The sequence below is a fragment of the Candidatus Methylomirabilota bacterium genome (genome assembly GCA_003104975.1).
Classification (GTDB): Bacteria; Methylomirabilota; Methylomirabilia; order Methylomirabilales; family Methylomirabilaceae; genus Methylomirabilis.
In genome coordinates, this window is the sequence record PQAM01000006.1 from 37,186 (window position 1) to 64,036 (window position 26,851).

The following is a 26,851-nucleotide window of genomic DNA, read 5'->3' on the forward strand; positions in this document are numbered from 1 at the left end:
ACAATGATCGCATCTGAGGGTGTGGCGATGTCTGCTGTTCGCAACGGTGTCTCTCTCAAGAATACGTGTATTCGGTCGCTTCAGCGCGAGTTGGACGACCTGAAGACCGCGGGCCTGTACCGATGGCTTCGTCGGATCGATGGTCCGCATGGCCCACAGATTCATGTCGATGGGCGATCAGCGGTGCACTTCTCGGGAAGCGACTACCTCGGCCTGGCCGCTCATCCGCGAGTGAAACAGGCCGCCTGTGAGGCGACGCTTCGGTACGGCTGCGGCGTCGCCGCGGCCAGACTGATCTCAGGCAACCATGATCTCTATCCTCAACTGGAAGGGCGGGTCGCCCGCTTCAAACAGGCCGAGGCCGCCCTCCTCTACAGTACGGGGTATCAGGCAAACCTGGGCGTCATCTCCTCGCTGACCGATTTACAGGACATCGTATTCAGCGACGCGCTGAATCATGCCAGTATCGTCGACGGCTGTCGGCTGTCGCGCGCCAGGCTCAAGATCTTCCCGCACAACGACCTCATCGTCCTTGAACGGCTGCTGAAACGGGCGCAGTCCGCGAGACGTCGACTGATCGTGGTTGATGGGCTCTATAGTATGGATGGGGATATGGCGCCGCTCAACGCGATCGTCGATCTCGCGGAACGCTACGACTGCCTGACCATGGTAGACGACTCGCACGGCATCGGGGTTCTCGGTGAGAACGGGCGAGGGACGGCTGAGGCGACGGGCGTGTCGGGCCGAATCGACATCGAGACCGGAAGCCTCGCCAAGGCGCTGGGCGGCTTTGGCGCCTATGTCGTCGGCAGCCGCACCGTCATCGACTACCTGATCAATCGATCCAGACCCTTTATCTTCACCTGCGCGATGCCGCCCGCTGTGCTGGCCACGGTGCTTGAGGCGCTCGCCATCGTCGAAGGCGAGCCGGAGCGAAGGCAGCGGCTGTGGGAAAATGCCCGGTACATGAGGGCGGGTCTGTGCGACATCGGATTTGACGTCGACCCGGGGGGGACTCAGATCATCCCGCTGATCGTGGGAGGGGCCGATCGAACCATGCATTTCTGCGACGAGTTGTTGAACCGCGGTGTTTTTGCCCAGGGGATCCGCTATCCTTCGGTCCGGCGAGGAACGGAACGGATCCGGCTCACCGTCACCGCCTCGCACAGCCGGACCGACCTGGACACCGCGCTTACGGCCCTGGCTGAGGCCGGGCGGGCGCTCCAACTCATCTAAACCTGACTGGGACGGGGAGGCGCGATGGCGCAGTATAACGGTACCGCCGGTGATTTCAAGGGGAGGCAGATTGCGCTTCTGCTGCTCCTGCTGATCGTCTTGACGATCGGCGGTCAGACGGTCCCTCTCTATGTCGACTGGCTCTGGTTTCAGGAGATCAAACTCACCAAGGTATTCGTCACGATCATCACGACGCAGTTGACGCTGGCGGTCGCATTCGGTACAACCTTTGCGGTCCTATCGTACGTCAATCTCTACCTGGCCAGTCGATTGACCACCACCGATGTCCTGTTAGAGGTAGAGGATCGATTCAGTCTCCCCAGCCGCCTGGTGATCGAACCGTATTTCCGCCGACTGTTGATCCCCGGCGTCCTCGGGCTCGGTGTCCTGTCGGCATTCCAGGCGGCCGGCGCGTTGGACCGTTACATCCGTTTTGCCAATGCCCAACCCTTCGGCATCGCCGACCCGATCTTTCAACAGGATGTCGGGTTCTATGTCTTTCAGTTGCCCTTCTTCTCCTTCCTGTACGGGTGGCTGATGACCTCGGTCGTCCTGACCCTTCTGGCGACAGCCGTCACCTACATACTATTCCGGGGTATCCAGCTTACAACCCGCGGTCCCGTCATTACCAGGCTGGCACGGGCCCACCTGCTCATCCTCGGCGCCCTGCTGTTTTTGATCAAGGCGGTCGGGTATCGGCTCGATACCTATGAGCTCCTCTTCTCGCCCACCGGCGTGGTATTCGGCGCCGGCTACAGCGCTATCAACGCCCATCTTCCGGTCCTCACCTTTCTGACGACCCTGGCCGTATTTGTCGCCCTTCTCTGCCTGGCCCAGATCTTTTACCGCGGCTGGCGGCTGGTCCTGATCGGGATCGGTATGCTGGTGATCGGCAGCATCGTCGGGCTGGGACTCTATCCCGGTTTCATCCAGCGTTTCCGCGTCGTCCCGAATGAAATCGCGGCCGAGAGCCCCTATATCACCCACAATATCCTGTTTACCCGACGGGCCTATGGCCTGGACCGCATCGATGAACGGGAGTTTCCGGCCGCGGAAACCCTGACCCGGGAGGACCTGCGACGCAACAATGCGACCATCAAAAACATTCGACTCTGGGATCACCGTCCGTTGCTGACGACATACGGCCAGACCCAGGAGATCCGGACCTACTACAAGTTCGTGGACGTCGACAACGATCGCTATCAGATCGACGGGGAGTACCGGCAGGTCATGCTCTCGGCCAGGGAGTTATCACATCAGCATCTGCCAAGCCGGAGTTGGATCAATGAGCACTTGGTCTTTACCCACGGCTATGGAGCTGTCCTCGGCCCCGTAAACAGAATCACCGAGGAAGGGCTTCCGGAGCATCTGATTAAAGATATCCCGCCCGTCGCAACCGGGGCGCTCACAATTACGCGCCCGGAAATCTACTTCGGCGAGGTCGCCAACGACTATGTCATCGTCAGAACGCAGGCCCAGGAGCTGGACTACCCCGCCGGCGAAAAAAACGTGTATACCACCTACACCGGGGAAGGGGGGGTACCGCTTAGCTCCCTCGGACGTAAGCTGCTCTTCGCCTCCCGATTCGGAACGCTCAAGATCCTCCTCTCGCAAGACCTGACGCCCGAGAGCCGGATCATGTACCACCGGCAGGTTGCCGAGCGAGTCAAGAAGGCGGCGCCCTTCTTGACGTTCGATCGGGACCCGTATCTGGTCATCGCTCAGGACGGTCGTCTGTTCTGGATCGTCGACGGCTATACACTTTCAGACATGTTCCCGTACTCCGAACCGATTCGCGGGCTTGGCAACTATATTCGCAACTCGGTCAAGGCGGTGGTGGATGCCTACAACGGAAGTCTCAGCTTCTACCTGGCCGACCCCGACGACCCCGTCATCAAGGCATATGATCAGGCCTTTCCGGATCTGTTTCAGCCCCTCGACGCGATGCCCGAAGACCTCAAGGCTCACCTTCGCTATCCTCAGGGGATGTTCAGCGTCCAGGCAAGGATGTTCAGCACCTACCACATGCAAGATCCGCAGGTCTTTTACAACAAAGAGGATCTCTGGAGCGTTCCTGTCGGCGCGGAACCATACTACACCATCATGCGGATTCCCGGCGAGCCGAGGGAAGAGTTCGTCCTGCTTCTACCGTTTACGCCCAACAAGCGAGACAACATGATCGCCTGGTTGGCGGCCCGCAGCGACCCGCCGCATTACGGTAAGCTGACAGCTTTCAACTTCCCCAAGGCCAAGCTGGTGTATGGACCGCAACAGATCAGCGCCCGCATCGACCAGGATGCGTTTATCTCGCAACAAATCGCACTCTGGAGTCAAGCGGGCTCCACCGTGATCCGGGGCAACCTGTTGGCCATCCCGATCGAGCAGTCGTTACTCTATGTCCAGCCGCTCTACCTCGCGGCCGAGAAGGGGTCGCTGCCGGAGTTGAAGCGGATTATTGCCGCCTACGGTAATCAGATCGCCATGGAAGGGAGTCTTGACGCCACCCTGGCCAGACTTTTCGGCGCCGCAGTAAGGGGACCGATTGAGGCACGGCCGCCGTCCGGTGCCCCCGGATTACCCGAGGTCGAGGTCCCGCTCAGAACGCTGGCGACGCGCGCCTACGACCATTATACGCGGGCGCAGGAGTTGCTTCGGCAGGGGAACTTCGCCGGTTACGGTGAAGAGGTCAAGCGCCTGGAGTCGGCGCTGAAAGAGTTGCGCACCCGCGCCGCCAAGTAGGCATGCCGCCCTCTTCTCCGACTCCCGCTATTCGCCTTTACAACCTGCGGCCCGTTCAGTATGCTCAGAGTGTGATTCACAACGGTGAGATTGCTTCGCCTTCGGCTTGCAATGACGTGAAAGGACCAGCCTGCTGTCAGGTAGGGCGGAGATCGAATGTCATCGGCTATCAAGCGTGCGGCGGTTCTGGGCGCGGGTGTCATGGGGAGCGGTATCGCTGCCCATCTGGCCAACGCGGGCATCCCAACCTGCCTGCTCGATATCATCCCGCCTGAGCTGAACGAGGAAGATCGACGCAAGGGGCTCAGCACCGACAGCCCCGCATTCCGCAATCGCCTCGCGGCGAAAGGGCTTGAGGCCGCCCTTACGGTCTCCCCGCCCGCCTTTTTTTCAGCCACAGACGCCCGCCTGATCACAACCGGTAACATCGAGGATCATCTCGGATGGCTCTCCCAGGCCGACTGGATTGTCGAGGCGGCGCCGGAGCGGCTTGAGATCAAGCAGGCGCTCTTCGCCAAGGTGGAGGCCCATCGCAGGCCGGGAACGCTCACCAGCAGCAACACCTCGGGGATCCCCATCCGGCGATTGGCTGAGGGGCGATCTCCCGACTTTCAAAGGCACTTTCTCGGCACGCACTTCTTCAATCCCCCGCGGTATATGAAACTCCTGGAATTAATCCCCGGTCCGGATACCCTGCCCGATGTGATGCAGCGCGTAGCCGCGTTTGCGGAGCGGTCGCTCGGCAAGGGAATCGTCGTCGCAAAAGATACCCCCAACTTCATCGCCAACCGGATTGCCGCCTTCGGCTTTTTTACCGCCATGAGACTGATGATTGAGGGCGACTATTCAATCGAAGAGGTGGATCGGCTCACCGGACCGGCCGTCGGTCGCCCAAAGACCGCCACGTTTCGAACAGCCGATCTGGTCGGCCTCGATACCATCGTTCAAATCGCCGCCAATATCGCAGGAGCTCTGATAAACCCGCAAGAGCGAGCGATTTATGCCGCCCCGCCGTTTTTGCTTGAGTTGGTCACACGGGGCTGGACCGGCGAGAAGGCCGGGCAGGGGTTCTACAAACGGGTCAAGGGGGCTGAAGGGAGCGAGATCCTCGTCCTCGACTATAAGACCATGGAGTACCGTTCAAGACAGCCGGTTCCGCTCCCCTCGCTCGACATGACCCAGGGCATCGAGGACCCCGCAGAACGAGTGCGAGCGCTTGCCTTTGCCGACGACCGGGCGGGGCGCTACGTGTGGCCGCTCCTGCGTGAGACCCTGCTCCACGCTGCAGACCGGATTCCCGAAATCGCCGATGACATCACCAGCGTGGACCATGCCATGAAATGGGGCTTCGGCTGGGAGCTGGGACCGTTCGAACTCTGGAACGCGCTTGGCGTTGAGAAGGCGAGCGCCAGGATGGCGCAGGAGGGTAAGGCCCTTCCGCCACTGGTTACTACCCTGCTGCAGAGCGGCGCGCGCAGCTTCTACCGTCGCGAGACGGGACGGCAATACGTCTTCGACCTCGGTACGGCTAAAGAGATCGAAATCCCGGAACGACCCGGAATCATCCGCCTCCGGACGCTGCATGAGCGGGGGCAGGTGGTCGCGCACAATCCCGGTGCGTCGCTGCTCGACCTGGGCGACGGGGTCGCCTGCCTGCAGTTTCACTCCAGGAACAATAGCGTCGGTCCCGATATCATCCGGATGATACGGACCAGTCTGCAGCAATGCGCTGAGCGATTTGACGCCCTTGTGATCGGGAACCAGGGACGACACTTCTGCGTCGGTGCGAACCTGATGGCTCTCCTGTTTGAAGCCCAGGAGGAGAACTGGGACGAGATCGAGCTGATGATACGAACCTTCCAGGACGCCAACATGGCGCTCAAACTCTTCGAAAAGCCGGTGGTGGCGGCCCCGTTTTCCATGACCCTTGGCGGCGGCTGCGAGATCTGTCTTCACGCTGCAAAGATTCGCGCGGCGGCCGACACCTATATGGGCCTTGTGGAGGTCGGGGTCGGGTTGATCCCGGCCGCCGGCGGCTGTAAGGAGCTGCTGCTGCGCAGTCTCGAAGGGATCCCAGAGGGGGCGGAGGTCGATCTCCTTCCGTTCTTTCGGCATGCCTTCGAGACGGTCGCCCTTGCGAAGGTGTCAACCAGCGCGAAGGACGCCCAGCGGCTTGGCTACCTGAGGCGAAGCGACAGTTTTTCGATGAATCAGGATCGCCTGCTGCACGAGGCCAAACAGGTGGCCCTCGGGATGGTTGCCGAAGGATCTGCTCCACCCCGGTCAAGAGAGGACATTAAGGTTCTGGGGACCCGCGCCATGGCCGCCGCCCGTACGCAGTTGTATAATATGAAGTGTGGTGGGTACATCAGCGATCACGACGAACTGATTGCCAGGAAGCTGGCCGGCATCTTAGCCGGCGGCGAGGTGGCACCCGGAACCCTGGTCAGTGAAGCATATCTGCTGGATTTGGAGCGGGAGGCATTCCTCGGCCTGTGCGGCGAACGCAAGTCGCAGGCGCGTATGGAGCATATGCTGAAAACGGGTAAACCGCTTAGAAACTAGGGGATAGGGTATAGGGGTTAGGGTATAGGGTAAAAGCAAAATCTCCAATTCGTGAATCTTAAACCCTGTACCCTAGACCCTAAACCCTAGCCTTTGGAGTGACCAAATGAGAGAGGCAGTGATTGTGGCGGCAGCGAGGACGGCGGTAGGCAAGGCGCCTCGCGGGACGCTCTGCGCCACACCACCGACAGTGATGGCAGCCGCCGTCGTCGCAGACCTGCTGAAGCGGACGCCCACCCTGGCGCCCGATGAGGTCGAGGACGTCATCCTGGGCTGTGCCTTTCCGGAGGCAGAACAGGGAATGAATATGGCCAGGGTTGCGGCGCTGCGGGCGGGACTCCCGCACACGGTCCCGGGACAGACGGTCAATCGCTTCTGCTCTTCCGGGCTCCAGACGATCGCGACCGCGGCTGAGCGGATTATGGCCGGCTTTGCCGAGGTCATCATCGCCGGCGGGGCCGAGAGCATGAGCCTGGTGCCCATGAGCGGAAACACGTATGCGCCCGATCCTCAGCTCGCCGAACACTATCCTGCCGTCTACATCTCCATGGGCAACAGCGCTGAACACCTGGCTCAAACGTATTGCGTGAGTCGGGAGGAACAGGACAGCTTTGCGCTTCACAGTCACCTCAAGGCGGCAGCCGCCATTCGAGCTGGACGATTCAAGGACGAAATCGTTCCGCTCAGCATCCACAAGACGACATTTCTCGGAGAGGATTCGCCGCGCGTCGTTACCAACAAGATCATCTTTGACACTGATGAGGGGGTTCGATTCGATACCTCCGCCGAGGCGCTGGCCAGACTTCCATCGGTGTTCCACCGGAGCGGTACAGTAACCGCCGGCAATTCGTCGCAGACCAGCGACGGGGCGGCCGCGGTGTTAGTGATGTCGGGAGAAAAAGCACAACGATTAGGCCTGAAACCGCTTGCTCGTTTCTGTGCATTCGCCGTTGCGGGCGTCCCGCCGGAGCTGATGGGAGTAGGACCGGTCGATGCGATCCCAAAGGCGCTCCGACTTGCAGGGCTCACCCTGGACCAGATCGACCTGATCGAGTTGAACGAGGCGTTTGCTGCGCAGGCGCTGGCCGTCATTTGCGAGGCGAAGCTGCAGACGGAGCGGGTAAACGTCAACGGCGGCGCCATTGCGCTGGGTCACCCCCTCGGCTGTACCGGCGCAAAGCTGACCGCGACATTGCTGTACGAGATGCAGCGACGAAGCGTTCGCTACGGAATGGTCACGATGTGCATCGGCGGAGGAATGGGCGCTGCCGGCATTTTCGAGCGGGTGTAGGGTGTTGGGTGTAGGGTGTAGAACCGGTCGGAGGCTCTGAGAAATGCGCTATACGCCAAAAGGCGTATTGACAGCAGCGGGCTAAGGGTATAGGAAACGCTGCACAATCCTCTATTCACCACGCGCTCGATACCTTGGTCTTACGAGAGAGCTACATGACGATGGCAAACGATGAGTTCGTTCCAGGCGGGAGCTTCCTCCTTCGGGAGATATCGGCGTCGGAGGTCTTCACACCTGAAGATCTGAGCGAGGAGCAGCAGATGATGCGAAAGCTGACTCGCGAGTTCATTGAAGCCGAGGTCACGCCCCATGTCGAGCAGCTTGAGCATCAGGACTGGGATCTGACGCGCACCCTCATCAGGAAGGCCGGCGAGTTGGGGCTGTTGTCGGTAGACATCCCGGCCCGGTATGGCGGCCTGGAACTGGATATCCCGACCTCCACGGTCATTGCCGAAGCGATGATTCAGGGCGGCTCGTTCGCCATCTCGCTGTTGGATCACACCGGGATCGGATCGCTCCCGATTGCCTGGTTCGGCAACACGGAACAGAAGGCGCGTTATCTGCCCCTCCTCGCCGCCGGGGCCAAAATCGGCTCCTACGCGCTCACCGAACCGGGCTCCGGCTCCGATGCCCTCAGCGCCAGAACCAAGGCGGTCCTCTCGCCTGACGGGCAGCTCTACATCTTGAATGGAACCAAGCAGTTCATCACCAACGCTGCCTTTGCCGATCTCTATATCACCTACGCCAAGGTGGACGGCGACAAGTTTACCGCGTTTATCATCGACAAAGAGACCCCCGGCGTGACCTTGGGATCGGAAGAAGAAAAGATGGGGATCAAGGGCACCTCCACACGAAGCGTGATCCTTGAGAACGCCAAGGTCCCGGTAGAGAACCTCCTCTATGAGATCGGCAGGGGTCACAAGGTCGCCTTCGACCTCTTGAACATCGGTCGATTTAAACTGGGGGCCGGCTGTGTCGGTCTCTGCAAACTGGCGCTGCGCGAAGCGATCAGGTACGCGAAGCAGCGAATCCAGTTCGGTCAGCCGATCGCTTCGTTCGGCCTGATCCAGAAAAAGCTGGCCGAGATGGCGATTCGGACCTATGTCGCCGAGTCGATGGTCTATCGGACGGCCGGCCTGATTGAACGACGTGTATCACGCATCGACCGGCAGGATGAACGAGCAGGGCTTGAAACCGCCAAGGGGGTCGAGGAGTATGCCGTTGAGTGCTCAATCAACAAGATCTATGCCTCTGAGGCCCTCGACTACGTAGCCGACGAGACCGTCCAGATCTTCGGCGGCTACGGCTATATCGCCGACTTTCCGGCCGAGCGGATCTATCGGGACGCCCGAATCAATCGGCTGTTCGAGGGGACCAACGAGATCAACCGGCTGTTGATTCCGACAACACTCTTTCGGCGGGCACTGCAGGGGCGGCTGCCGCTTTTCGCCGCAACCCAGAAACTGCTCGCTGATCTGCTTGCCTATAGCAGCAGCCAGGAAGCGACCGATGAGGGTCTGCTCGGCGAGCAGACCCGGCTGCTGCGGTCGGCAAAGAAGATCGCGTTGATGGTTTCGGGAGTCGCCGTGCAGCGGTATCGCGAGCGACTTCAGGACGAGCAGGAGATCCTCGGAATATTGAGCGACATGGTGATAGAACTATTTGCCATGGAAAGCGCGCTGCTTCGAGCGCTCAAATCTGCGCGGCGGGATAGCGAGAGCGTCGCCGTCTCGAAATCCGACATGGTCACGGTCTACGCCAACGATGCCTTCCTCCGGATCGAACTCCTGGCCAAGGAGGGCCTGGCCGCGATGGAGGAAGGGGATGCCCTCTGGACGCAACTCAGCGCCCTCAAGAAGTTGACCCGCTACATACCGATCAACACCACCCGCCTACGGCGGGCGATCGCTCAACGTATGATCGACGCCGAGGACTATCAGGCCTGACAGCGCCAGTAGCGAACACAGGCCATGATCCACAAAGTCCCCTCAGGCGTCATTGCGAGCGACCAGCGGGAGCGTGGCAATCTCATCGTGTTTGAATGTGCGAAGAACGGTGAGATTGCTTCGTCGCAGCGCTCCTCGCAATGACCGATGGTTCAGTGGTGCGTACAGCCGCCTGGGCCCACCCACTCTTCGCCGTCCGTCCAGACCTCCTTCTTCCAGATCGGGACCATCTCTTTCAGGCGATCGATCGCATAGGCGCAGGCGGCAAGCGCCTCGCGGCGGTGGGGCGCGGATACGGCGATGACGACGCTCGCCTCACCGATCTGTAGACGGCCGATCCGATGTGTCATGGCGATTTCGTCCACCTTCCACTTCAGGCGGATCTCCTCGGCGATCTTCCGCATTTTGGGAATCGCCATTTCCTGGTATGCTTCGTACTCCAGGTAACGAACCTGTCGGCCGCGCGTCTGTTCCCGCACCACGCCTAAGAAGGTCGCAACGGCGCCGGAGCTTGATCGTTTCACGGCAGCGACAAGAGGCTCCAGCGAAAGCGGTTGATCGGTGATTTCAAACACCGCTCCCCCCGCTCACAGGTGGAATAAACGCGACCTCATCCCCTGCCGCCAACTGTGTCTCAACTGATGCATATTCCCGATTGACAGAAAAGAGGACTGACCCGGCCAGCGATTGCAGTCGCGGAAACCGACTGGAGAGCTGCTGCACAAGGTGACCCAACGTACTCCCCTCCGGTAGCTCCACTATCAGTTCGCCGGCGCCCACGATATCACGGACGGCGGCAAAACATCGCACTCGGATCTTCATGCTAAGTCCTCCGCCACTCGGTAGCACCGCTCCACATCGGTATGATGCCACGCCCCCACGGCTTCTCTCTGGATAATGAGGGACTGGTGGGCGAGATGGGCGCGCTGACGAAGCACCCCGATGTCGCCAACCAGCTTGGCATGCATAGATCGAAGCTTGCTCGCCGCCTCAACCGAATTTCCACCCTGCCGAAGACGACGCTCGACCTCATCAAGGGCCGTCCACGCCTGCCTAAGGGCTGCCAATGCCTCATCCAATCGCACCCCGGCCCGGCCCAGCACACTCGATTTCTCCTGTACGATTTGGGTCTCAACCGCGCGTAAGGCGTCCCCTTTTCGACGCACTCCCACCACTCTTCTCAACTCATCCATACCGCACCGCCATATGTCCAATAGGTACCTTGTATATCATTGAGTTATGCTACATCAGGTTATGTACTGCATAACGTATTTTACCGCATCTCTACGCCTGTTACATACTATGATCGCCCCGCACTTGTCAACCTCGGATGACTCCAAGCCAGCCTATAGCAACAAAAGAACTTCCAACTTGACCCTGGTCTCTCCTTATGCTAAAAAATAAAAAAAGGCCACGCTCCGGGGACCTACTGTGTGAGGAGGGTTGTGAAGGGTGACACCAAAACAGCCAAGGACCATCGCGAAATCGTCTCCTGAGGCGATAGGTATGAAGATCCTGGCTGGATCAAATAAGGAGAAGACACTCGCCTTAGCGCAGCTCACAGAGGATCTTCTTGATGAGTTAGGTTATACCGAGTTTCATTCGACACTGTCCCCCGCTCGTCTCGCCGTTGATCTGAGGGCTCGCCACCGTTCCGCCGGTCAACGCCTGCACTGTCACGGGTGTACGATCGCTCACGAAATTCGTCCGCGGGAACTGCAAGAGGTCCATAAACGCTACTTATTAGCGCGACGCCGCGATAAGGAACTGAGCGGGATCTTTTTCTCATTCTCCGGCTTCCATCCAACCACCAAAAGCTGGTTTGCCCGATTGGACAGCTCCGAGAGGGGCGACTATCACCTGCTCGGGGTAGATAAGATCTGCGCCTTGCTTCGGCGCGCCAAGCTGGTCGCATCTCCGGATCAAATCATTCACTCAATAGAAAGTCGAACCAGGGCGCAGCTTGAGGCGGGGCACCTGGCTTTTGCGGCGGGGAGATTCTACTGGATATTTCGAGTAGCAGCGAAGCGAGGCGCGGCATATGTGGTCCTCGATGCCTACGGTTCCCCGGTCTCCCTTCGCATTGCCGGTACCCTGAAGCGGCTGGACGGCTCCTTGAAGGGAAAGCACCTTCTGAATCTGCAAGCCATGGAAAAGGTTCTCCTCGCCCTGGCGGAATCCGGACAGAAGGACATCGAGTTCCTGTCGCGGGAGACGAAAGAACCCCTGAATGATCTTCGGGAGGTGTTGCAGGAGCTTGTCGATGAAGGGTTCCTGGTCGCAGAGGCGGCCGGGCAGCCGCGATGGCGGTGTAATCGATATTCCATTAAACCGGAGTTTGATATCTTCCTCAGTCTCGCTCGCCTGTTTCTGGACAGTCCCCAGCGGTTTAAGTTTCTTCGCTCGAATTTTGCCGTCCAGACGCTGGTCGCCGGTCTGCGATCGTATGTGGAGGGGCGCTTCCGCCTGAAACTCTCCGAGGAAGAGCGGTCCTGGTTACCGCGATTTCTGGCGATCTCTCCTTCCGCCCTCGCATATGCTCTCTTTTCATCCTCCGATGCGTTTATCGCAACGTCGGAGGAGTTGGAACACAGCCCGTTGCCCGCTCAGGAAAAAGAGCGACTCCGCGGCCAACACCTGAGCACGCTCTACTCCAACCTGCTGCTTCGGTATGCAACCGATGTCCAGGACAGCCGATTTGATGAGATGCTTCGCCATAAAGGGGTTCGAGGTCACCTCTATCGGATCACGGCAAAGGCCGCAAGCGCGGAGGAGCCGTTTTTTTTCCTGAAGGGAGAATCGTATCTAACGCTGGCCGTACCCTCTGTGACCGGGACCGCTGACCAGAAGGCATCCGGACCACAGGGCGCGATGAACGGCGACCTGCTGTTGAATAACGCGAAGGCGCTGATGCATATCCAGGAGTCCGACTACGCCATCGAGTTATTCGACCGCGCCATCAAAGAGCTGAAAGATCCGGCCAAACTCCTGGAGGCGTGGTACTGCAAGGGGACCTGTCTGTCCAGCCAGAAACGCTACGCCGCGGCGATCAGTTGTCTGAACGAAGCACTTCGATACGACAGCAATTACAAGGAGGCATGGCTTCACAAGGCCCTCTGTCTGAGGGGACTAGGTGACGGCAGTGGAGCCGCTCATTGCGCCAAGCGAGCCCTTGAAATCGATCCGGCCTACGAAGACGCACGCGATTTCTTGAAGAGTACGTAAGCACCCCACACCGGAATCCATCATGCCGACAGAGCCCACAAGGAGACAACATGCACGGACATCTGCAGATCATTGAGCTGTTGAACAACGTGCTCCGGATGGAGTTGACCGGGATTAATCAGTACTTCTTACATGCCAAGATGTGCGACGGTTGGGGGTATCAGGTCCTGACCAAGGCGATCATGGAGGAATCGATCGAGGAGATGAAACACGCCGACAAGCTCATCGAGCGCATCCTCTTCCTTGACGGGCGTCCGAACATATCGGCGTGCGATCCTATCGCCGTCGGCACCAATGTCCGGCAGCAGCTTGAGAACGATCTCGCGCTGGAGATAGCCGCGCTCCAGGTGCTGAATCCGGGTATTCAGCTCTGTATTGAGCTTCAGGATACCGGGAGCCGTGAGTTGTTGGAGCGCATTACGACCGATGAGGAACGCCACGTCGGGTGGATCGAGGCGCAGCTTCACACGATCAACGAACTGGGGTACGAGAACTACCTGGCCGAACAAATCCACGAAAAAAGCTAGCGTTCTGAGTCAGAAGTGCGGCGTAGAAGTAGGTGCCCCATGTGTCGTCATTCCCGCAAAAGCGGGAATCCAGAACTCACGCTACTCCCTGGATGCCGGCTCGCGCCCGGTGGGCGGGCTTGGCCGGAATGACGTCTGGAAATATGTAGCGAATTTCAGAAGCACGACGCTAAAACCTATAGTTCAACTGGGCCGCGATGACATCCACATGGTCGTCATAGTGCCCCCGCAAGGTTCCCGCCCCCGCTACCGCATCGTTGCTTGACGCATCCTTAACGAAGAGGTGGGCGTACGAGAAGTCCAGAGAGCTTGCGGGCGACAACTTCACATTTGTCCCCACCGACAGCCATACACGATCCTCGTCGGGGATCCGCGGGGTGCGGAATCTATCCTTCACCGGGGTCGGGTCGTAGGCCCAGCCGGCCCGCAGCTTCCAGGCGTCGGTGGCCTGATAGTTGACGGCCAGCGCAAGGCGAACAGTGTCGCGCCAGTTCTCTTGAGTCACGCTGTCCGGGGCACCGTTGCTGAAGCGGATCCGTAACTCATCGAGGCGACTCCAGTTGGTCCAGGTGATATCACCCAACACCGACCATTTCGGATTGATCTGGGTGACGGAGCTGATCGACAGCGTTTCGGGCAAGGTCAGGCTCGCCTGGGCGGCATTGTTGGTCGTAACCGGCGTAGACGTCAGTGCGGCAAATGGGCCGGGCAAAGTGGGCTTCCTGAATGTCGCCGTACCGCTGATCACGTGGGTGATCTTGGAGCGATAGGTCAGGCCCACGCGTGTCGAGGGAACGACCTGGATGAGCGCGCCGAGACTGAACCCGAAACCCCAGTCCTCGCCTTCCACCTTGGCCCGACCATCCTTCGTCTGAGGCAGGATCCCCGCCGCGGTACAGGCCGCCGGCCCGAATGCGGACCCGAAGCAGGCGGAACCAAAATCAATCGCCTTCGTCAGCTCCGCCTTCGCCCATTCTGCGATGAACCCGACCCCCAGCGACAGCCTGTCGTTCACCTTCAGCGCCAGCGCTGGTGTCATACTGATGGTCTTTAACTCCGATTTGATCGCATGATAGCGTCCCACCCAGTCGTGGTCATACTTTGTCTTCAAGCCGAACGGCGCGTTGAGTCCCATCCCGAACTTCAGTCCAGGCGCCAGGTCCATCGCATAAAATGTCGCCGGCACAAACGCCCAACTTCCCGCGTCGCCGCCGTCGCCGCCGGTCAGCGGAATCGACGGAATCGCGGATGTAGACGGGTGAGCACGAGAGTTTGCAAAATTGGCCGACGGCCCGACGCCGGAGCCCACCATCGAAAGCTGCCGACCTTCCAGTCTGGTCAAGCCGGCGGGATTAAAAAAGACCGTCGTGGCATCCTCGGCCAGCGCGGCGCCGCCGGCCTGCGCATTTCCCACTGCCGCTGCACCACTCTCCACAAACAGGGAAAACCCACCGGCGGCAGCGGAGTCCGGCTCGGCCGTGTGAATCAGACCGAACAGCGCAGTCCACATCGCAGTCCATATGAGCCCACGTCTCTTCATAGATTTTCTCGGAATAAGCAGGGGCGTGTAGTCGACATCTACGCAGCAGAAGGATGCTCGACTATATTCGCTTGTATCGTTAGTTGTCTAGAGCTTTTTAGTCATCAGTTACAGACGGACACGACGCTTATCGAATTCGAAAGGCGCGAATCTCGCTCTTCGCGCCTAATCCCAATGTCCCGCTCTTCACAACGAGCGCCAGAAGACGACGTCCGAACTTTTCTCCGAGATCTGCAACGGCGTAATCCGCCAGCGCTCCATCAGCGACAGGTATCTGCCGCACCTCATGTAATCCGGCGTCGTCCCACTTCAGGACAACAAGACGCGCTGCCTTGTCGCCGGTCCATCGACCCAGCAATGAGCCCTCACCCTTCTGCTCGCCTCGCAAGATAATCTGCGATCTCTCTGCCTCACTTTGCTTATCAACCAGTATCCGAGGGCCCGCTCCGTCCGTCGAACCTGTCTGCACTTCGCCCACTCTGTAGCTACCAATAAGCGCTCCGGTTTGCGAGCCGATCTCAAGAGTCGTACCTCCCAGGAAGGTCATCAGGCGCACGGCTCCGTCCCCGGCAAGATCGGCCATCGTAAATTGCAGCAGCGAAAGGCCCGACGGAACATCGAGGGTCGGTCCCGCATGGAAGCGTTGTCCGTCCCACATATACCGATGAATCGGTTTGGCACCGCGATCTCCAGGAACTACCGCCTGACCAAAGAGCTGAACGGTTTTCCCGTCGGAGGAGAGCGGCCGAAGGATCAGATCGGGCGTCTCCCACAGCAATCTCAGCTTACCTTCGGCCCACTGAACGATCAACGCGTGAACACGTCCCCTGCGCGAGAGGGTCATGATGATCTCCGCCCCTCCATCACCGGTCACATCCGTTGCCTCCAGTGTTACCACCGGGTCTTTCCCGTCTAACGGGTACTCCCCAAGCCACCTCAGATGGGCGTTGTCGAATCGAAAAACCGCAAGCCGACCTGACCCGACCAACAACAGTTCGCTTTTCCCGTCCCCGTTCAGGTCGGCGGCACCCATGGCCGTCATGACGCCTTCGAATGCCGGTTCGAGGACGATGGGCTCAGACACCCCAGAGGGCATCGAGGCAACCGAAAGCCTGCCGGATTCTTGCGGAGTCGCGGGAGCCGTCTTACCGCTTTGTGGCGGTGCAATCGCCGACCGGGCTGCCGGTGTCGGCTGCGGTGTACGGGATGGCGTATCCGGAGCAGGCAGACCGGACTGAATCTGCGCACTGGCCAGCACAATCGCGTGACCGGTCAGCGTTGAATAGGCCTGGACGTCGAGCGATACCCCATCGGTCAATGGGGTTAGACGGCTCAGCAAGAGCACCTGGATCTTGCCCTTATCGGCGAGTTGCTTGAGCACTCGAGGATCGGCCAACTCCACGGCCTTCAGCTCCTTGTCGGCCATCAACAAGGAGCGCAACTGGCGCTCGTCGATCAGCTCGAAGCGTCCTGTCCGAACCAGGGCCGCCGCCAGATCCTTCGTCACGGATCGTACGCCTATCCCGCCGACCTCTTCCGTATCGACATTCGGATACGCCACAATCATCCGCGCCATGGAGACCCTCACCCGGTCGCCTTTGCGAAACCCCGTCTTCTCCGCCTTTTTGATGATCGCCGCCTCGGCATAGCGCTCGCGGACATGGAGGATGCGGATGGTTCCGAGATCCTTGTCCAGCCTGCCAAGCACCTCCCCCGTAAACGGGTGCTTAAACTCCTCCCCTTCGCGGAAGACGTCCAGTTCCATTCCCTGAACAACACCCTCCGCAGATCCACGGTCAATCAGAACCAGATCGCCCTCAAAGCCGATGATCAGGCCCTGAACGCGAGGAAAGGCGGCGGCGAGTCGTTCGGCCACAACCCTGGCGGCTTCAGCGACCCCGCCTTGCTGTTCCCGAGCCAAGGCCGCGCCTCGGCTGCGGACAGCAGGCCGCTCTTGACCGAACGCCGATCCGCCGGGTACGGTGACGACCGATATGGAAGAGAGGAAAAGAAAGAAGAGGAGAGTAAGCGGAGCGAACAGAACCGACCGAATAGATCGTGAACAACCCATCGCGTTCCTCCTGTGGCTATGCGCTGTTGGGTTGCTCAACCAGCTCTACCAGAACACCATGGCATCCCCGTGGATGCACAAAGGCCACTTTGGTTCCGCGGGATCCCGTCCTGGGGACATTGTTGATCAGAGGGAATCCCGCTGCATGAAGTTGCTTCAACGTCTCGCAGAGATCGTCGACCTCAAAACAGATATGGTGGAGTCCCTCGCCACGTCTCTCGATAAATGTGCTCATCGGGTTGTCGGCGCCGATCCCCTGCACCAGTTCGAGGCGACCTTCCCCAAGTTCGAAGAATGCGACCCTCACCCGCTCATTAGGCAATGTCTCGATCTCGCTCCCGTTGAGACCCAGAAGGATCTCAAACAGCCTGGTTGAGGCCTCGAGATCCTTCACCGCAACCGCAATGTGCTCAATTCGATGTACCATCTCACAAACAGGGATCAGGGGTCAGGGGTTAGGGGTTAGCCCATTTCTGCTCCACCCCATCCCCCAACCCCCATCCCCCAACCCCCGTCATAGTGCCACCGATTCGCGATGCTGGCCGAAGACACGCCGCAGTACGGCGCACATCTCCCCGATGGTCGCGTAGCTCTCCACCGCCTCGAGTAAGATCGGTAGCAGGTTCACATCGGTCCTTGCCGCCTCCCCTAACCGATGGAGCGCCCGCGCTACCCGGTCGTTATCCCGACTGCGGCGAAGCTGAGCCAGCTTAGCCCGCTGTTCCATTTCAAGCCCGGGGTCCACAGCAAAGACGGGAAAGTGGACCGGCTCGTCGCTGGTAAACTCATTGACCCCGACGACGATACGCTGCCGCTCCTCAGTGGCCCGCTGCTCCCGGTACGCAGCCTCCTGGATCTCCCGCTGAACAAACCCGCGCTCGATGGCGCCACGCATCCCACCCATCGCGTCGATCTTCTCGATGTAGGCCGACGCCTCGCCTTCGATCCGATCGGTCAGCGCCTCCACACAGTAGGATCCGCCAAGCGGGTCGACCATATTCGCCGCCCCGCTCTCATAGGCGATGATCTGTTGGGTTCTGAGCGCGAGACGAACTGCGTCTTCGGTGGGAAGCCCCAGCGCCTCGTCGCGCGAGTTGGTATGCAACGACTGGACCCCGCCCAGAACGGCCGCGAGGGCCTGCAACGCCACGCGGACCAGATTATTCTCGGCCTGCTGCGCCGTCAGACTTACGCCGGAGGTCTGCACATGAAAGCGCAGCATCCACGACCGCGGATCGTGCGCCAAAAAGCGCTTTCGCATGATAGTGGCCCAGAGACGACGGGCCGCGCGGAACTTGGCGATCTCTTCCAGGAAATCGTTATGGGCATTGAAAAAGAACGAGAGCTGCGAGCCGATCCGATCGACGTCGAGTCCGGCCGCCGTCGCCGCCTCGACATAGGCAATGCCGTTCGCCAGCGTAAAGGCTACCTCCTGGACCGCCGTTGAGCCGGCCTCCCGAATGTGATACCCGCTGACGCTGATCGCATTCCAGCGCGGCAAATGCTCGGCGCAGTAGACCACCGTGTCGGTCACCAGGCGCATGGAAGGCCCTGGCGGGAAGATGTAGGTCCCTCTGGCGATATACTCCTTGAGGATATCGTTCTGAATGGTGCCTGCAAGCCGTTCCGGCGCGATACCCGCCCGCCTGGCCACCACCACATACATTGCCAGCAGGATGGCCGCCGTCGCATTAATCGTCATGGAGACACTGACCCCGTCAAGGGGAATATCCTGCAACAGAGTTTCCATATCGGCCAGCGAGTCGATGGCGACGCCCACCCTGCCCACCTCGCCGACAGCCAGCGGATCGTCGGCGTCATAGCCGAGTTGGGTAGGCAGATCAAAGGCTACCGACAGCCCCGTCTGGCCCTGTTCAAGCAGAAAGTGAAACCGCCGATTGGTCTCCGCTGCGGTCCCGTAGCCCGCATATTCCCGCATGGTCCAGAGACGACCTCGATACATCGTCGGTCTCACCCCGCGGGTGTAGGGATAACTGCCGGGAAAACCCAACCGCGTCAGATAGTCCTGGTCGGCGAGATTGAGCGGGGTGTAGAGGCGCTCTACCTCGATGTCGGAACTCGTTCGACACCCCTGTTGTCGCTCCGGGGTGCGGACAAGAGCCGGCTCCAGCACGTTCGTCCGCCAGCGATCGAATCCGCGCCTCAATTGTGTGACCTCTTCCTCGGCGTCCATATGCCTACTCGATCACCACCAGGACGTCACCCCCGCCCACAGCAGATCCCTCCTGGACCTTGATCTCTTTGATCACTCCAGGCCTCGATGCCTTCAACTCGTTTTCCATCTTCATCGCCTCGATGACGATGATCCCCTGACCGGCGGTCACCTCCTGGTCCGGGGAAACGAGCACCGCCACGACCTTCCCCGGCATTGGGGCCGTAATCGTCTGGCGACCGACGGCGCCATGACCTGCGATGCCGGCGCTCCGCCTGCGACGACGTCCCTCCGCCTCATATTCGATTCGGTACGTTTCGCCCTCAACCCAGACCGTCAGGACACCCTCCGCCTCCTCGACGACATCAGCCTCGTACGACCGGCCCATCACGAGCAGCGACAGGAGGCTCCCGTCGGCAGCGCTGAAATCGACCTCGTAGATGTCCCCATTCACCTGAACCGGCACCTGTGATCCCTTTCCCTTCACGACCAGTCTATGCGTTCTGCCTTGCAACTCAGCCGAATAGATCATCGTCGTCGCAGCGCGTCCTGACGTGCGGCCAACTTCCATGAACTGTCCCTTTGACCGCCCTGCGAAACGGGTGATGGGGCCGTGCGCCTCTTCGTGTGCAGATAGAGCGCGCCGGCGATCAACGCGATCTCTGCAAAGGCGCCCGTCTCCGTCGATAGCCCCTTGGCGAGCCAGCTCTCCAGAAACTCCGTATTGATCTGACTCGTCACGAACTGCGGAAGCTCAAGGACCTGCCGATGAAACGGGATGTTCGTCTTCACGCCAAGGATGACATATTCGGCCAGGGCGCGGCGCAGCCGCCCTATCGCCTCCCTACGATCAGATCCCCAAGCGATCAACTTTGCGATCATGGGATCGTAATGAATCGGCACATCGCATCCTTCATAGATCGCGCTTTCGATGCGAAGACCCGGTCCGCCAGGTGTGCGCAGCGCCCGGATTCGTCCGGGCGAGGGGATAAAGTTGTTGAACGGGTCCTCGGCGTAGATGCGACACTCGATCGCGTGCCCGTGCAGCCGAATCTCATCCTGCCGCACCGAGAGCGCCTCGCCCACCGCGATTCGGATCTGCTCTTTCACCAGGTCGAACCCGGTCACCATCTCCGTGATCGGATGCTCCACCTGCAGTCGGGTATTCATCTCCAGGAAATAGAAGTTCTTGGAGGGGTCGACCAGAAACTCCATGGTCCCGGCATTCGTGTAGCCGACAGCCCTGGCCAGACTGACCGCCGCCTCCCCCATTCGATGTCTCAACTCTGCATCCACAAATGGCGACGGCGCCTCCTCGATGACCTTCTGGTGACGCCGCTGCAGCGAGCACTCGCGCTCCCCCATGTACACCACATTCCCCCGCGTATCGGCCATAACCTGGATCTCGATATGACGGGCGGCGCCCACATACCGCTCGACATAGATGGCGGGATTACCGAATGCGGCGGACGCCTCGGAGCGGGTTGCGCGGATGGCGCTCTGGAGCAGCGCTTCATCCTCGACGATCCGCATCCCCTTTCCGCCGCCTCCGGCAGACGCCTTAATGACCACAGGCAGACCGATCTCTCGAACGGCGTCAAGCACCTCCCGGTCGGTGAGGTCTCGGGTCGTCCCCGGGACCACGGGAACCCCGGCCTGACCGGCGTAATTCCGGGCAGAGGTCTTTCCGCCCACCGCACGGATGGCGCGAGAGGATGGGCCGATGAAGACCAGCCCCGCTTCTTCACACCGCAGCGCGAAATCCGCATTTTCCGATAAGAAACCGTATCCGGGATGGATCGCCTTGACGCCAGTCCGCTTCGCGGTCTCAATAATACGGTCGATCCTCAGATAACTCTCTGGGGACGGCGCGGGGCCGATGAGATACGCCTCGTCCGCCAACCGGACGTGAAGCGCCGCGCGGTCCGCCTCCGAGTAGACGGCGACGGTGCGGATGCCCATCTCACGACAGGCACGGATCACTCGAACGGCAATTTCGCCGCGATTCGCAATCAGGATCTTATCGAACATGGTAAAGACCAGGGTATAGGGGTTAGGGTATAGGGGTTAGGGTATAGGGGTTAGGGTAAATACAAAGAGACAACATATTGCTCCTATTCTGTCTTTTACTCACCCCCTATACCCTATCCCCTGTTCTTACAGTGGAATGTTCCCATGTTTCTTGGGCGGATTGGTCTCGCGTTTGGTCCTGAGCGACCTGAGCGCCCGGATCAGTTTCGGACGGGTCTCTTTCGGCTCGATGACCTCGTCGATATAGCCGCGCTCCGCCGCAATGTACGGATTGGCAAACTTATCACGGAACTCCGCCACCTTTTCGGCACGGAACGACTCAACATTAATCTCTTCGGCCATCTTCCGTTTGTGCAGGATATTGACCGCGCCCTCTGGTCCCATCACCGCGATCTCCGCCGTCGGATAGGCGAAGTTGATATCGGCCCGCATGTGCTTGCTCCCCATCACGCAGTAGGCGCCCCCATACGCCTTTCGCACAATGATGGTGATTTTCGGCACGGTCGCCTCTCCGTAGGCGTACAGCAGTTTCGCGCCGTGCTTAATGATCCCGCCATGCTCCTGAGCCGTGCCGGGAAGATAGCCTGGGACATCCTCCAGGGTAATGATGGGGATGTTGAACGCATCGCAAAAACGAATGAACCGAGCCGCCTTGACGGATGAGCCGATGTCGAGGCATCCGGCCAGGACCGCAGGCTGGTTCGCGATAAACCCGACCGACTGTCCATCCAGACGTCCGAATCCGACGACCATATTCTGGGCGAAGTGTTCCTGGACCTCGAGAAAGTCGCCGTCGTCCACGACCATATGGATCAGTTCCTTTATATCGTACGGCCTGTTGGGGTTGTCGGGAACAAGGGTATTGAGCGACTCCTCGTACCGCTCCGGATCGTCTCGGGCCTCAGCGCGCGGCGGGTCTTCCAGATTGTTCTGCGGAAGATACGACAACAGTTCTCTGATCGAGGCCAGACACTCAGCTTCCGAATCGACGACGAAGTGGGCGACGCCCGACGTCGCGTTATGGGTCATCGCGCCGCCAAGCCCTTCAAAGTCGACCTCCTCATGCAGCACCGTCTTGATGACGTCCGGTCCGGTCACGAACATATGGCTGGTGTGACGCACCATCAGGACGAAATCCATTAGGGCCGGCGAATAGACCGCCCCGCCCGCGCACGGCCCCATAATGGCCGCGATCTGCGGGATCACGCCGGAGGCCAGGGTGTTGCGGAGAAAGATATCGGCATAGCCCGCGAGTGAGACGACCCCCTCCTGGATTCTCGCCCCGCCCGAATCGCTCAGGCCGATAATCGGCGCCCCCATCTTGACGGCCAGATCCAGGACTTTACAGATCTTTGCGGCGTGCGCCGCGCCGAGGCTTCCGCCAAAAACGGTAAAGTCCTGGGCAAAGACGTAGACCTGTCGTCCGTCGATCGTCCCGTATCCGATGACGACCCCGTCGCCGGGGATCCGTTGCTGGTCCATGTCAAAGTCGTGGCACTGATGGGCGACCAAGGCATCCAGCTCGGTGAAGCTCCCGGGGTCAAGGAGCAGGTCGATCCGCTCGCGCGCCGTGAGCTTCCCGGACTGGTGATGCCGATCGACGCGTTCCTGCCCGCCGCCCTGCAGAGCGGCCTCACGTCGACGGCGCAACTCTTTCAACTTGTCCTTGTGGCGCTCATTCAACATCCTGTTCTCCCCTTCGACCTACAGGTCTTCGAAATGCGCGAGGTGCTTGAACAGCTTATATCGCGCCTCGATTTCCGGATAGGTCAACCGTCGCAGACGATCAAGCGAAAACGCCTCAACGTTAAAGGAGGCCATCACCGATCCCATGACGATCGCCTTCCGGATATTGACCTCTTCAAAATTCATCGTGTTGGCCAGATAACCGATAAAGCCGCCGGCAAAGCAGTCGCCCGCGCCTGTCGGGTCGAACACCGAATCGAGCGGCAGCGCGGGGGCGGCAAACCAGCCGTCCTTGCGGACCATCAGCGCGCCGTACTCGCCCCGCTTGATGGCCAGCGAGGTCGGCCCCCAACCGAGGATCTTCTGGGCGGCACGGACCAGATTCGGCTCGCCGGCAAGCTGGCGCGTCTCGGCGTCATTGATCAGCAGAATATCCACCGATTTCAGCGTCTCCCGCAAGGCATCGGGCTTTCCGGTGATCCAGTAGTTCATCGTATCGGCCGCCACCAGCTTCGGTGACCGCACCTGGCCCAGGACCTTCCGCTGCAGCTCGGGATCGATGTTGGCCAGGAAGACCAGGTCGCTCTCCGTATACGCCGTCGGGATCTCCGGCTGAAATGTCGCAAAGACATTAAGCTGCGTCTCCAGCGTCTTCGCGTCGTTGAGATCGAACCCGTACTCTCCGGTCCACCGGAAGGTCCGTCCCGGAACCCGCACCAACCCCTCGAGATCGATCGACCGGCTCTTCAGAAACGCCAGGTGCTCCTCGGGAAAATCCTCCCCCACCACCGCCACGACCCGGACATCGGCGAAGAAGCTGGCCGCCACGGAGAAGTAGGTGGCCGATCCCCCCAGCGCCTCTTTCATGTCGCCGAATGGCGTTCGAACCGAATCAAGTGCGACAGAACCCACAACCAGGATACTCATATCTGCTCCGCGTAGTTGCCAGTTTTTTGTTTTTAGTTTCGGGTTCTGGGTTCTTACTCAATACTTGAAACTCGAAACTTGACACTTTACTTAAGGTACTTGCCGATAATCGGCTGCAGCCGCTCCCGAACATCGGCCGGAATCGCGTCGCGGGCGGTGATGATCGCGTCCCGCATCGCGCTCCCGCACATGCAGTCCTCCCTGGCGGCCGGAAATGACGCGACCGTTGCCTTGATGATGGCCTTCGCCGTTTCAGCATTGTGCTTGAGGATCGCCACCACCGCCTCGACCGACACATCCTCCTCGGTCTCATGCCACACATCATAATCGGTCACCAGGGCCATCGTCGCATAACAGATCTCGGCCTCGCGACAGAGCTTGGCCTCCTGCAGATTGGTCATACCGATGACATCGACCCCCCATTGTCGATAGATCCGCGATTCGGCCCTTGTTGAAAACTGCGGCCCCTCGATGCACAGGTAGGTGCCGCCATGATGGATGCGGGCCCCGACCGCCCGCCCGGCGGCGAACAGGAGCTTACCCAGCGCCGGACAGGTGGGGTCGGCCAGGCTCACATGCCCGACGACCCCGCCGCCAAAGAAGGTACTCACCCGCCCTTTCGTTCGATCAAAGAACTGATCGGGGATCACAATATCCAAAGGTGGCAGTTCCTCACGCATGCTGCCGACGGCCGAGGCGGAAATCACCCACTCCGCCCCCAGAACCTTAAACCCGAAGATGTTGGCGCGAAAATTTAACTCGGACGGCATCAGGCGATGGCCGCGTCCATGCCGCGCGAGAAACGCCACCCGCCGCCCTTCCAGCGATCCGACGATATAGGCGTCAGACGGCGCTCCAAAGGGGGTCTCGATCTGCCGCTCCTCAACCCCTTCGAGCCCCTCCATATCGTACAATCCGCTTCCACCGATGATACCGATCAGCCCTTGGGTCATCTTCCCTCCAAGAAAACGGGGTGTAGGGGGTAGAAAAGCTACGCCACTTGAGGACGGTTGCGTTTTTCTTCCACCCTACGCCCTACACCTTTTCTTTCGTCCCCGCATATCAACCGACCAAAGGTCTCTCGACCCGCGACGGCGTCGATGGTCAGATCGACCGTGCGGCCGATTGCCCCCTCAGCGTTGTCGAGCCGTACCGTGATGTAGTTATCGGTCAGCGCCTGAAGCCGCCCTGTCTGCGCATCCCGCCCCTCCAGGACGACGGCCGTCAGCGACTGCCCCACCTGCGTCTGTCGGAACCGTTCCCACTTCGCGTCGCCCAGCGCCCGGAGCGCCGCGCTTCTCGCCGCCCTTTCCCCCTTGGGGACCTGGTCAGGCATGGAGGCCGCAATCGTGCCCCTGCGCGGCGAGTAGGTAAACACGTGCAGATAGGCAATCGGCAGACGGTCGAGCAGGCTGTAGGTGGCCTCAAATTCGGCGTCTCCTTCACCCGGAAAACCGACAATCACATCGGTCCCGATGGCGATTCCGGGAACCGCCTCCGCAAGCCGGTCCACCAACCGTCGAAACTCGTCGGCGGTATGCGCCCGTCGCATCCACTTGAGGACGTCTTCGTCGCCGCTCTGCACCGGCAGGTGCAGGTGACGGCAGAGGTTGTCAAAGCGATCAAAACAGCCGATCAGTTCCTCCCCCACCTCATGCGGATCAAGAGAGCTCAGACGCAGTCGCGCCGGCGTAGCCGCTTCGAGCATCGCCGCTACCAGTCCGCTGATCGAGCCGTCGATCGGCAGGTCGCGCCCGTAGGTCCCCAGGTGCGTCCCGGTCAGGACCACCTCCGGATAACCGGCCTCGACGAGTGTCCGCACATCGCGCAATGCCGCCTCTATCGTCTGGCTTCGGCTGGGTCCGCGGGTATCCGGGACGATACAGAAGGTACAGCGATAGCTGCACCCATCCTGAATCTTGAGGAGGGCCCGACTGCGGGTTGCATTCACCGCAGGCAACAGCGGCGCAAAGCGGTGCGATCGCTGGATATCCGATACGGCGATACGCGGAGGCGCCTGGTCGCACAGCCCCGCGATCAACTCCGGCAGACGCGTCTTCTCGCCGTTGCCTGTAATCAAGGCCACTCCGGGAATCGCCGCGATCTCTTCGGCGCCCACCTGTGCATAGCAGCCGGTCACGACAACACGCGCCGATGGGTTACGGCGAACCGCCCGACGGATCATCTGTCGCGAGTCGGCGTCCGCCTCATTCGTCACGCTGCACGTGTTGATGATACACAGATCGGCCGCCTCGTCCGGGCCGACCGGGGTATACCCGTCGCGTCCCAGCGCCTCCTGGAGCGCCTCGCTCTCGCACTGATTTTGCCGGCATCCCAAGGTCTTAATCGCGACGCGCATCTATACTCTCACGCTCCATCAGCCGCGCTTCGAGAACCGGAAGGTTCAGAACGTCCTCCCTGTTATAGGTCAGCAGCGTCCGCAACGCCTCCTTGTCATGACCATCCTCGTAGCGGGACCACAGCCGCATGGCCTCCATGCCGTCAATTCCCTTCAAATCACGCGGAATACCCAGTTGTTCCTCCACCCGTTTCAGCCCACCGAACAGGCCATGCCGCCAGCACGTATACATCAGATCGTGGGATTGAAACGTCACTCCCAGGTCGAGGCCCAGTCGGCGACGGATCACCGGAAGATCGAAGCGGCTGCCGTTATAGGTACAGATCGTCGCCACGCCCTCAAGCGCCCGCCAGACTGTGACATCGCTGATCTGCGGATCGATCAACTGGATCAGACCGCGGTCGGCAGCATACAAGCCTACCACCGTGATGGCGCCTTCGAACGAGGTTTCGATATCCAGGTAGGCCTTCATCGGTACTTGAGCTTACCACAGGTCGTGAAAATTTCAATTCAAAAGCACCGTACTGATGGGTTT

Annotated in this window: 21 protein-coding genes; 7 read left to right on the forward strand and 14 right to left on the reverse strand. The window is 60.2% G+C overall.

The features are described 5' to 3' along the window. The first annotated feature begins 3 nt into the window (after positions 1-3). The 5 genes from bioF to C3F12_02795 all read left to right on the forward strand — a co-directional run bounded on the left by bioF (position 4) and on the right by C3F12_02795 (position 9,777). The gene (gene bioF, locus C3F12_02775; GenBank protein ID PWB47887.1) at positions 4-1,236 is read left to right on the forward strand and encodes an 8-amino-7-oxononanoate synthase; all 1,233 of its coding nucleotides are present in this window, start codon (positions 4-6) and stop codon (positions 1,234-1,236) included. A gap of 24 nt (positions 1,237-1,260) precedes the next feature. Continuing rightward, on the forward strand, positions 1,261-3,975 hold the full coding sequence (locus tag C3F12_02780; protein ID PWB47888.1) for a UPF0182 family protein: 2,715 nt from the start codon (positions 1,261-1,263) through the stop codon (positions 3,973-3,975). A gap of 156 nt (positions 3,976-4,131) precedes the next feature. Next, on the forward strand, positions 4,132-6,540 hold the full coding sequence (locus C3F12_02785; protein ID PWB47889.1) for a 3-hydroxyacyl-CoA dehydrogenase: 2,409 nt from the start codon (positions 4,132-4,134) through the stop codon (positions 6,538-6,540). A 106-nt stretch (positions 6,541-6,646) separates the two neighbouring features. Beyond that, on the forward strand, positions 6,647-7,831 hold the full coding sequence (locus C3F12_02790) for an acetyl-CoA C-acyltransferase (protein ID PWB47890.1): 1,185 nt from the start codon (positions 6,647-6,649) through the stop codon (positions 7,829-7,831). A gap of 155 nt (positions 7,832-7,986) precedes the next feature. Further along, positions 7,987-9,777 carry an acyl-CoA dehydrogenase gene (locus tag C3F12_02795; protein ID PWB47891.1) on the forward strand — a complete coding sequence of 597 codons (1,791 nt, stop codon included), beginning with the start codon at positions 7,987-7,989 and terminating at the stop codon, positions 9,775-9,777. A gap of 152 nt (positions 9,778-9,929) precedes the next feature. Here C3F12_02795 and C3F12_02800 read toward each other — a convergent pair whose 3' ends face one another. The 3 genes from C3F12_02800 to C3F12_02810 are packed head-to-tail and all read right to left on the reverse strand — an operon-like array spanning position 9,930 to position 10,952. Further along, on the reverse strand, positions 9,930-10,352 hold the full coding sequence (locus C3F12_02800; GenBank protein ID PWB47892.1) for a molybdenum cofactor biosynthesis protein MoaE: 423 nt from the start codon (positions 10,350-10,352) through the stop codon (positions 9,930-9,932). After that, positions 10,345-10,599 carry a molybdopterin converting factor subunit 1 gene (gene moaD, locus C3F12_02805; GenBank protein ID PWB47893.1) on the reverse strand — a complete coding sequence of 85 codons (255 nt, stop codon included), beginning with the start codon at positions 10,597-10,599 and terminating at the stop codon, positions 10,345-10,347. The genes C3F12_02800 and moaD overlap by 8 nt, the downstream gene beginning before the upstream one ends. Continuing rightward, positions 10,596-10,952 carry a hypothetical protein gene (locus C3F12_02810; protein PWB47894.1) on the reverse strand — a complete coding sequence of 119 codons (357 nt, stop codon included), beginning with the start codon at positions 10,950-10,952 and terminating at the stop codon, positions 10,596-10,598. Before C3F12_02810 ends, moaD begins: the two co-directional genes overlap by 4 nt. A gap of 331 nt (positions 10,953-11,283) precedes the next feature. Between C3F12_02810 and C3F12_02815 the strand changes: the two genes are divergently transcribed. Together C3F12_02815 and bfr are read left to right on the forward strand one after the other, a co-directional pair. Next, positions 11,284-13,002 (forward strand): hypothetical protein, encoded by a 1,719-nt coding sequence (locus tag C3F12_02815; protein ID PWB47895.1) that lies wholly within the window; start codon positions 11,284-11,286, stop codon positions 13,000-13,002. 50 nt (positions 13,003-13,052) lie between these two features. Continuing rightward, complete coding sequence (gene bfr / locus C3F12_02820) at positions 13,053-13,529, forward strand: bacterioferritin (GenBank protein PWB47896.1); 477 nt, start codon at positions 13,053-13,055, stop codon at positions 13,527-13,529. A 169-nt stretch (positions 13,530-13,698) separates the two neighbouring features. Here bfr and C3F12_02825 read toward each other — a convergent pair whose 3' ends face one another. The 11 genes from C3F12_02825 to C3F12_02875 all read right to left on the reverse strand — a co-directional run bounded on the left by C3F12_02825 (position 13,699) and on the right by C3F12_02875 (position 26,788). Beyond that, complete coding sequence (locus C3F12_02825; protein ID PWB47897.1) at positions 13,699-15,039, reverse strand: transporter; 1,341 nt, start codon at positions 15,037-15,039, stop codon at positions 13,699-13,701. A 157-nt stretch (positions 15,040-15,196) separates the two neighbouring features. Then, complete coding sequence (locus C3F12_02830) at positions 15,197-17,140, reverse strand: hypothetical protein (protein ID PWB47898.1); 1,944 nt, start codon at positions 17,138-17,140, stop codon at positions 15,197-15,199. Between the two features lie 16 nt (positions 17,141-17,156). Continuing rightward, a complete protein-coding gene (gene mce, locus C3F12_02835) occupies positions 17,157-17,567 on the reverse strand; it encodes a methylmalonyl-CoA epimerase (GenBank protein PWB47899.1) in 411 nt (136 codons plus the stop codon). Positions 17,568-17,654: 87 nt separating this feature from the next. Beyond that, positions 17,655-19,334 (reverse strand): methylmalonyl-CoA mutase, encoded by a 1,680-nt coding sequence (locus tag C3F12_02840; GenBank protein ID PWB47900.1) that lies wholly within the window; start codon positions 19,332-19,334, stop codon positions 17,655-17,657. Positions 19,335-19,338: 4 nt separating this feature from the next. Further along, positions 19,339-19,884, reverse strand: a complete 546-nt coding sequence (locus C3F12_02845) for an acetyl-CoA carboxylase biotin carboxyl carrier protein subunit (protein PWB47901.1) — start codon at positions 19,882-19,884, stop codon at positions 19,339-19,341. Next, entirely contained in the window at positions 19,842-21,344 is a 1,503-nt protein-coding gene (accC, locus tag C3F12_02850) for an acetyl-CoA carboxylase biotin carboxylase subunit (protein ID PWB47902.1), read from the reverse strand. The genes C3F12_02845 and accC overlap by 43 nt, the downstream gene beginning before the upstream one ends. Before the next feature lie 126 nt (positions 21,345-21,470). Further along, positions 21,471-23,030: a methylmalonyl-CoA carboxyltransferase gene (locus tag C3F12_02855; GenBank protein PWB47903.1), complete on the reverse strand. Its 1,560-nt coding sequence runs from the start codon at positions 23,028-23,030 to the stop codon at positions 21,471-21,473. Positions 23,031-23,048: 18 nt separating this feature from the next. Beyond that, positions 23,049-23,957: a sugar kinase gene (locus C3F12_02860; GenBank protein ID PWB47904.1), complete on the reverse strand. Its 909-nt coding sequence runs from the start codon at positions 23,955-23,957 to the stop codon at positions 23,049-23,051. 86 nt (positions 23,958-24,043) lie between these two features. Continuing rightward, positions 24,044-24,910: an S-methyl-5'-thioadenosine phosphorylase gene (gene mtnP, locus C3F12_02865; protein ID PWB47905.1), complete on the reverse strand. Its 867-nt coding sequence runs from the start codon at positions 24,908-24,910 to the stop codon at positions 24,044-24,046. A 38-nt stretch (positions 24,911-24,948) separates the two neighbouring features. Further along, on the reverse strand, positions 24,949-26,316 hold the full coding sequence (locus tag C3F12_02870; GenBank protein ID PWB47906.1) for a tRNA (N(6)-L-threonylcarbamoyladenosine(37)-C(2))-methylthiotransferase MtaB: 1,368 nt from the start codon (positions 26,314-26,316) through the stop codon (positions 24,949-24,951). Then, the gene (locus C3F12_02875; protein PWB47907.1) at positions 26,300-26,788 is read right to left on the reverse strand and encodes an exonuclease; all 489 of its coding nucleotides are present in this window, start codon (positions 26,786-26,788) and stop codon (positions 26,300-26,302) included. Before C3F12_02875 ends, C3F12_02870 begins: the two co-directional genes overlap by 17 nt. Between the last annotated feature and the right edge of the window lie 63 nt (positions 26,789-26,851).

Excerpts from the sequence above, each read along its gene's own strand:
- bioF (PWB47887.1), top strand. The coding sequence starts at position 4 with ATGATCGCATCTGAGGGTGTGGCGATGTCTGCTGTTCGCAACGGTGTC.
- C3F12_02780 (PWB47888.1), top strand. The coding sequence starts at position 1,261 with ATGGCGCAGTATAACGGTACCGCCGGTGATTTCAAGGGGAGGCAGATT.
- C3F12_02785 (PWB47889.1), top strand. The coding sequence starts at position 4,132 with ATGTCATCGGCTATCAAGCGTGCGGCGGTTCTGGGCGCGGGTGTCATG.
- C3F12_02790 (PWB47890.1), top strand. The coding sequence starts at position 6,647 with ATGAGAGAGGCAGTGATTGTGGCGGCAGCGAGGACGGCGGTAGGCAAG.
- C3F12_02795 (PWB47891.1), top strand. The coding sequence starts at position 7,987 with ATGACGATGGCAAACGATGAGTTCGTTCCAGGCGGGAGCTTCCTCCTT.
- moaD (PWB47893.1), bottom strand. The coding sequence starts at position 10,599 with ATGAAGATCCGAGTGCGATGTTTTGCCGCCGTCCGTGATATCGTGGGC.
- C3F12_02815 (PWB47895.1), top strand. The coding sequence starts at position 11,284 with ATGAAGATCCTGGCTGGATCAAATAAGGAGAAGACACTCGCCTTAGCG.
- bfr (PWB47896.1), top strand. The coding sequence starts at position 13,053 with ATGCACGGACATCTGCAGATCATTGAGCTGTTGAACAACGTGCTCCGG.
- C3F12_02825 (PWB47897.1), bottom strand. The coding sequence starts at position 15,039 with ATGTGGACTGCGCTGTTCGGTCTGATTCACACGGCCGAGCCGGACTCC.
- C3F12_02830 (PWB47898.1), bottom strand. The coding sequence starts at position 17,140 with ATGGGTTGTTCACGATCTATTCGGTCGGTTCTGTTCGCTCCGCTTACT.
- mce (PWB47899.1), bottom strand. The coding sequence starts at position 17,567 with ATGGTACATCGAATTGAGCACATTGCGGTTGCGGTGAAGGATCTCGAG.
- C3F12_02840 (PWB47900.1), bottom strand. The coding sequence starts at position 19,334 with ATGGACGCCGAGGAAGAGGTCACACAATTGAGGCGCGGATTCGATCGC.
- C3F12_02845 (PWB47901.1), bottom strand. The coding sequence starts at position 19,884 with ATGGAAGTTGGCCGCACGTCAGGACGCGCTGCGACGACGATGATCTAT.
- accC (PWB47902.1), bottom strand. The coding sequence starts at position 21,344 with ATGTTCGATAAGATCCTGATTGCGAATCGCGGCGAAATTGCCGTTCGA.
- C3F12_02855 (PWB47903.1), bottom strand. The coding sequence starts at position 23,030 with ATGTTGAATGAGCGCCACAAGGACAAGTTGAAAGAGTTGCGCCGTCGA.
- C3F12_02860 (PWB47904.1), bottom strand. The coding sequence starts at position 23,957 with ATGAGTATCCTGGTTGTGGGTTCTGTCGCACTTGATTCGGTTCGAACG.
- mtnP (PWB47905.1), bottom strand. The coding sequence starts at position 24,910 with ATGACCCAAGGGCTGATCGGTATCATCGGTGGAAGCGGATTGTACGAT.
- C3F12_02870 (PWB47906.1), bottom strand. The coding sequence starts at position 26,316 with ATGCGCGTCGCGATTAAGACCTTGGGATGCCGGCAAAATCAGTGCGAG.
- C3F12_02875 (PWB47907.1), bottom strand. The coding sequence starts at position 26,788 with ATGAAGGCCTACCTGGATATCGAAACCTCGTTCGAAGGCGCCATCACG.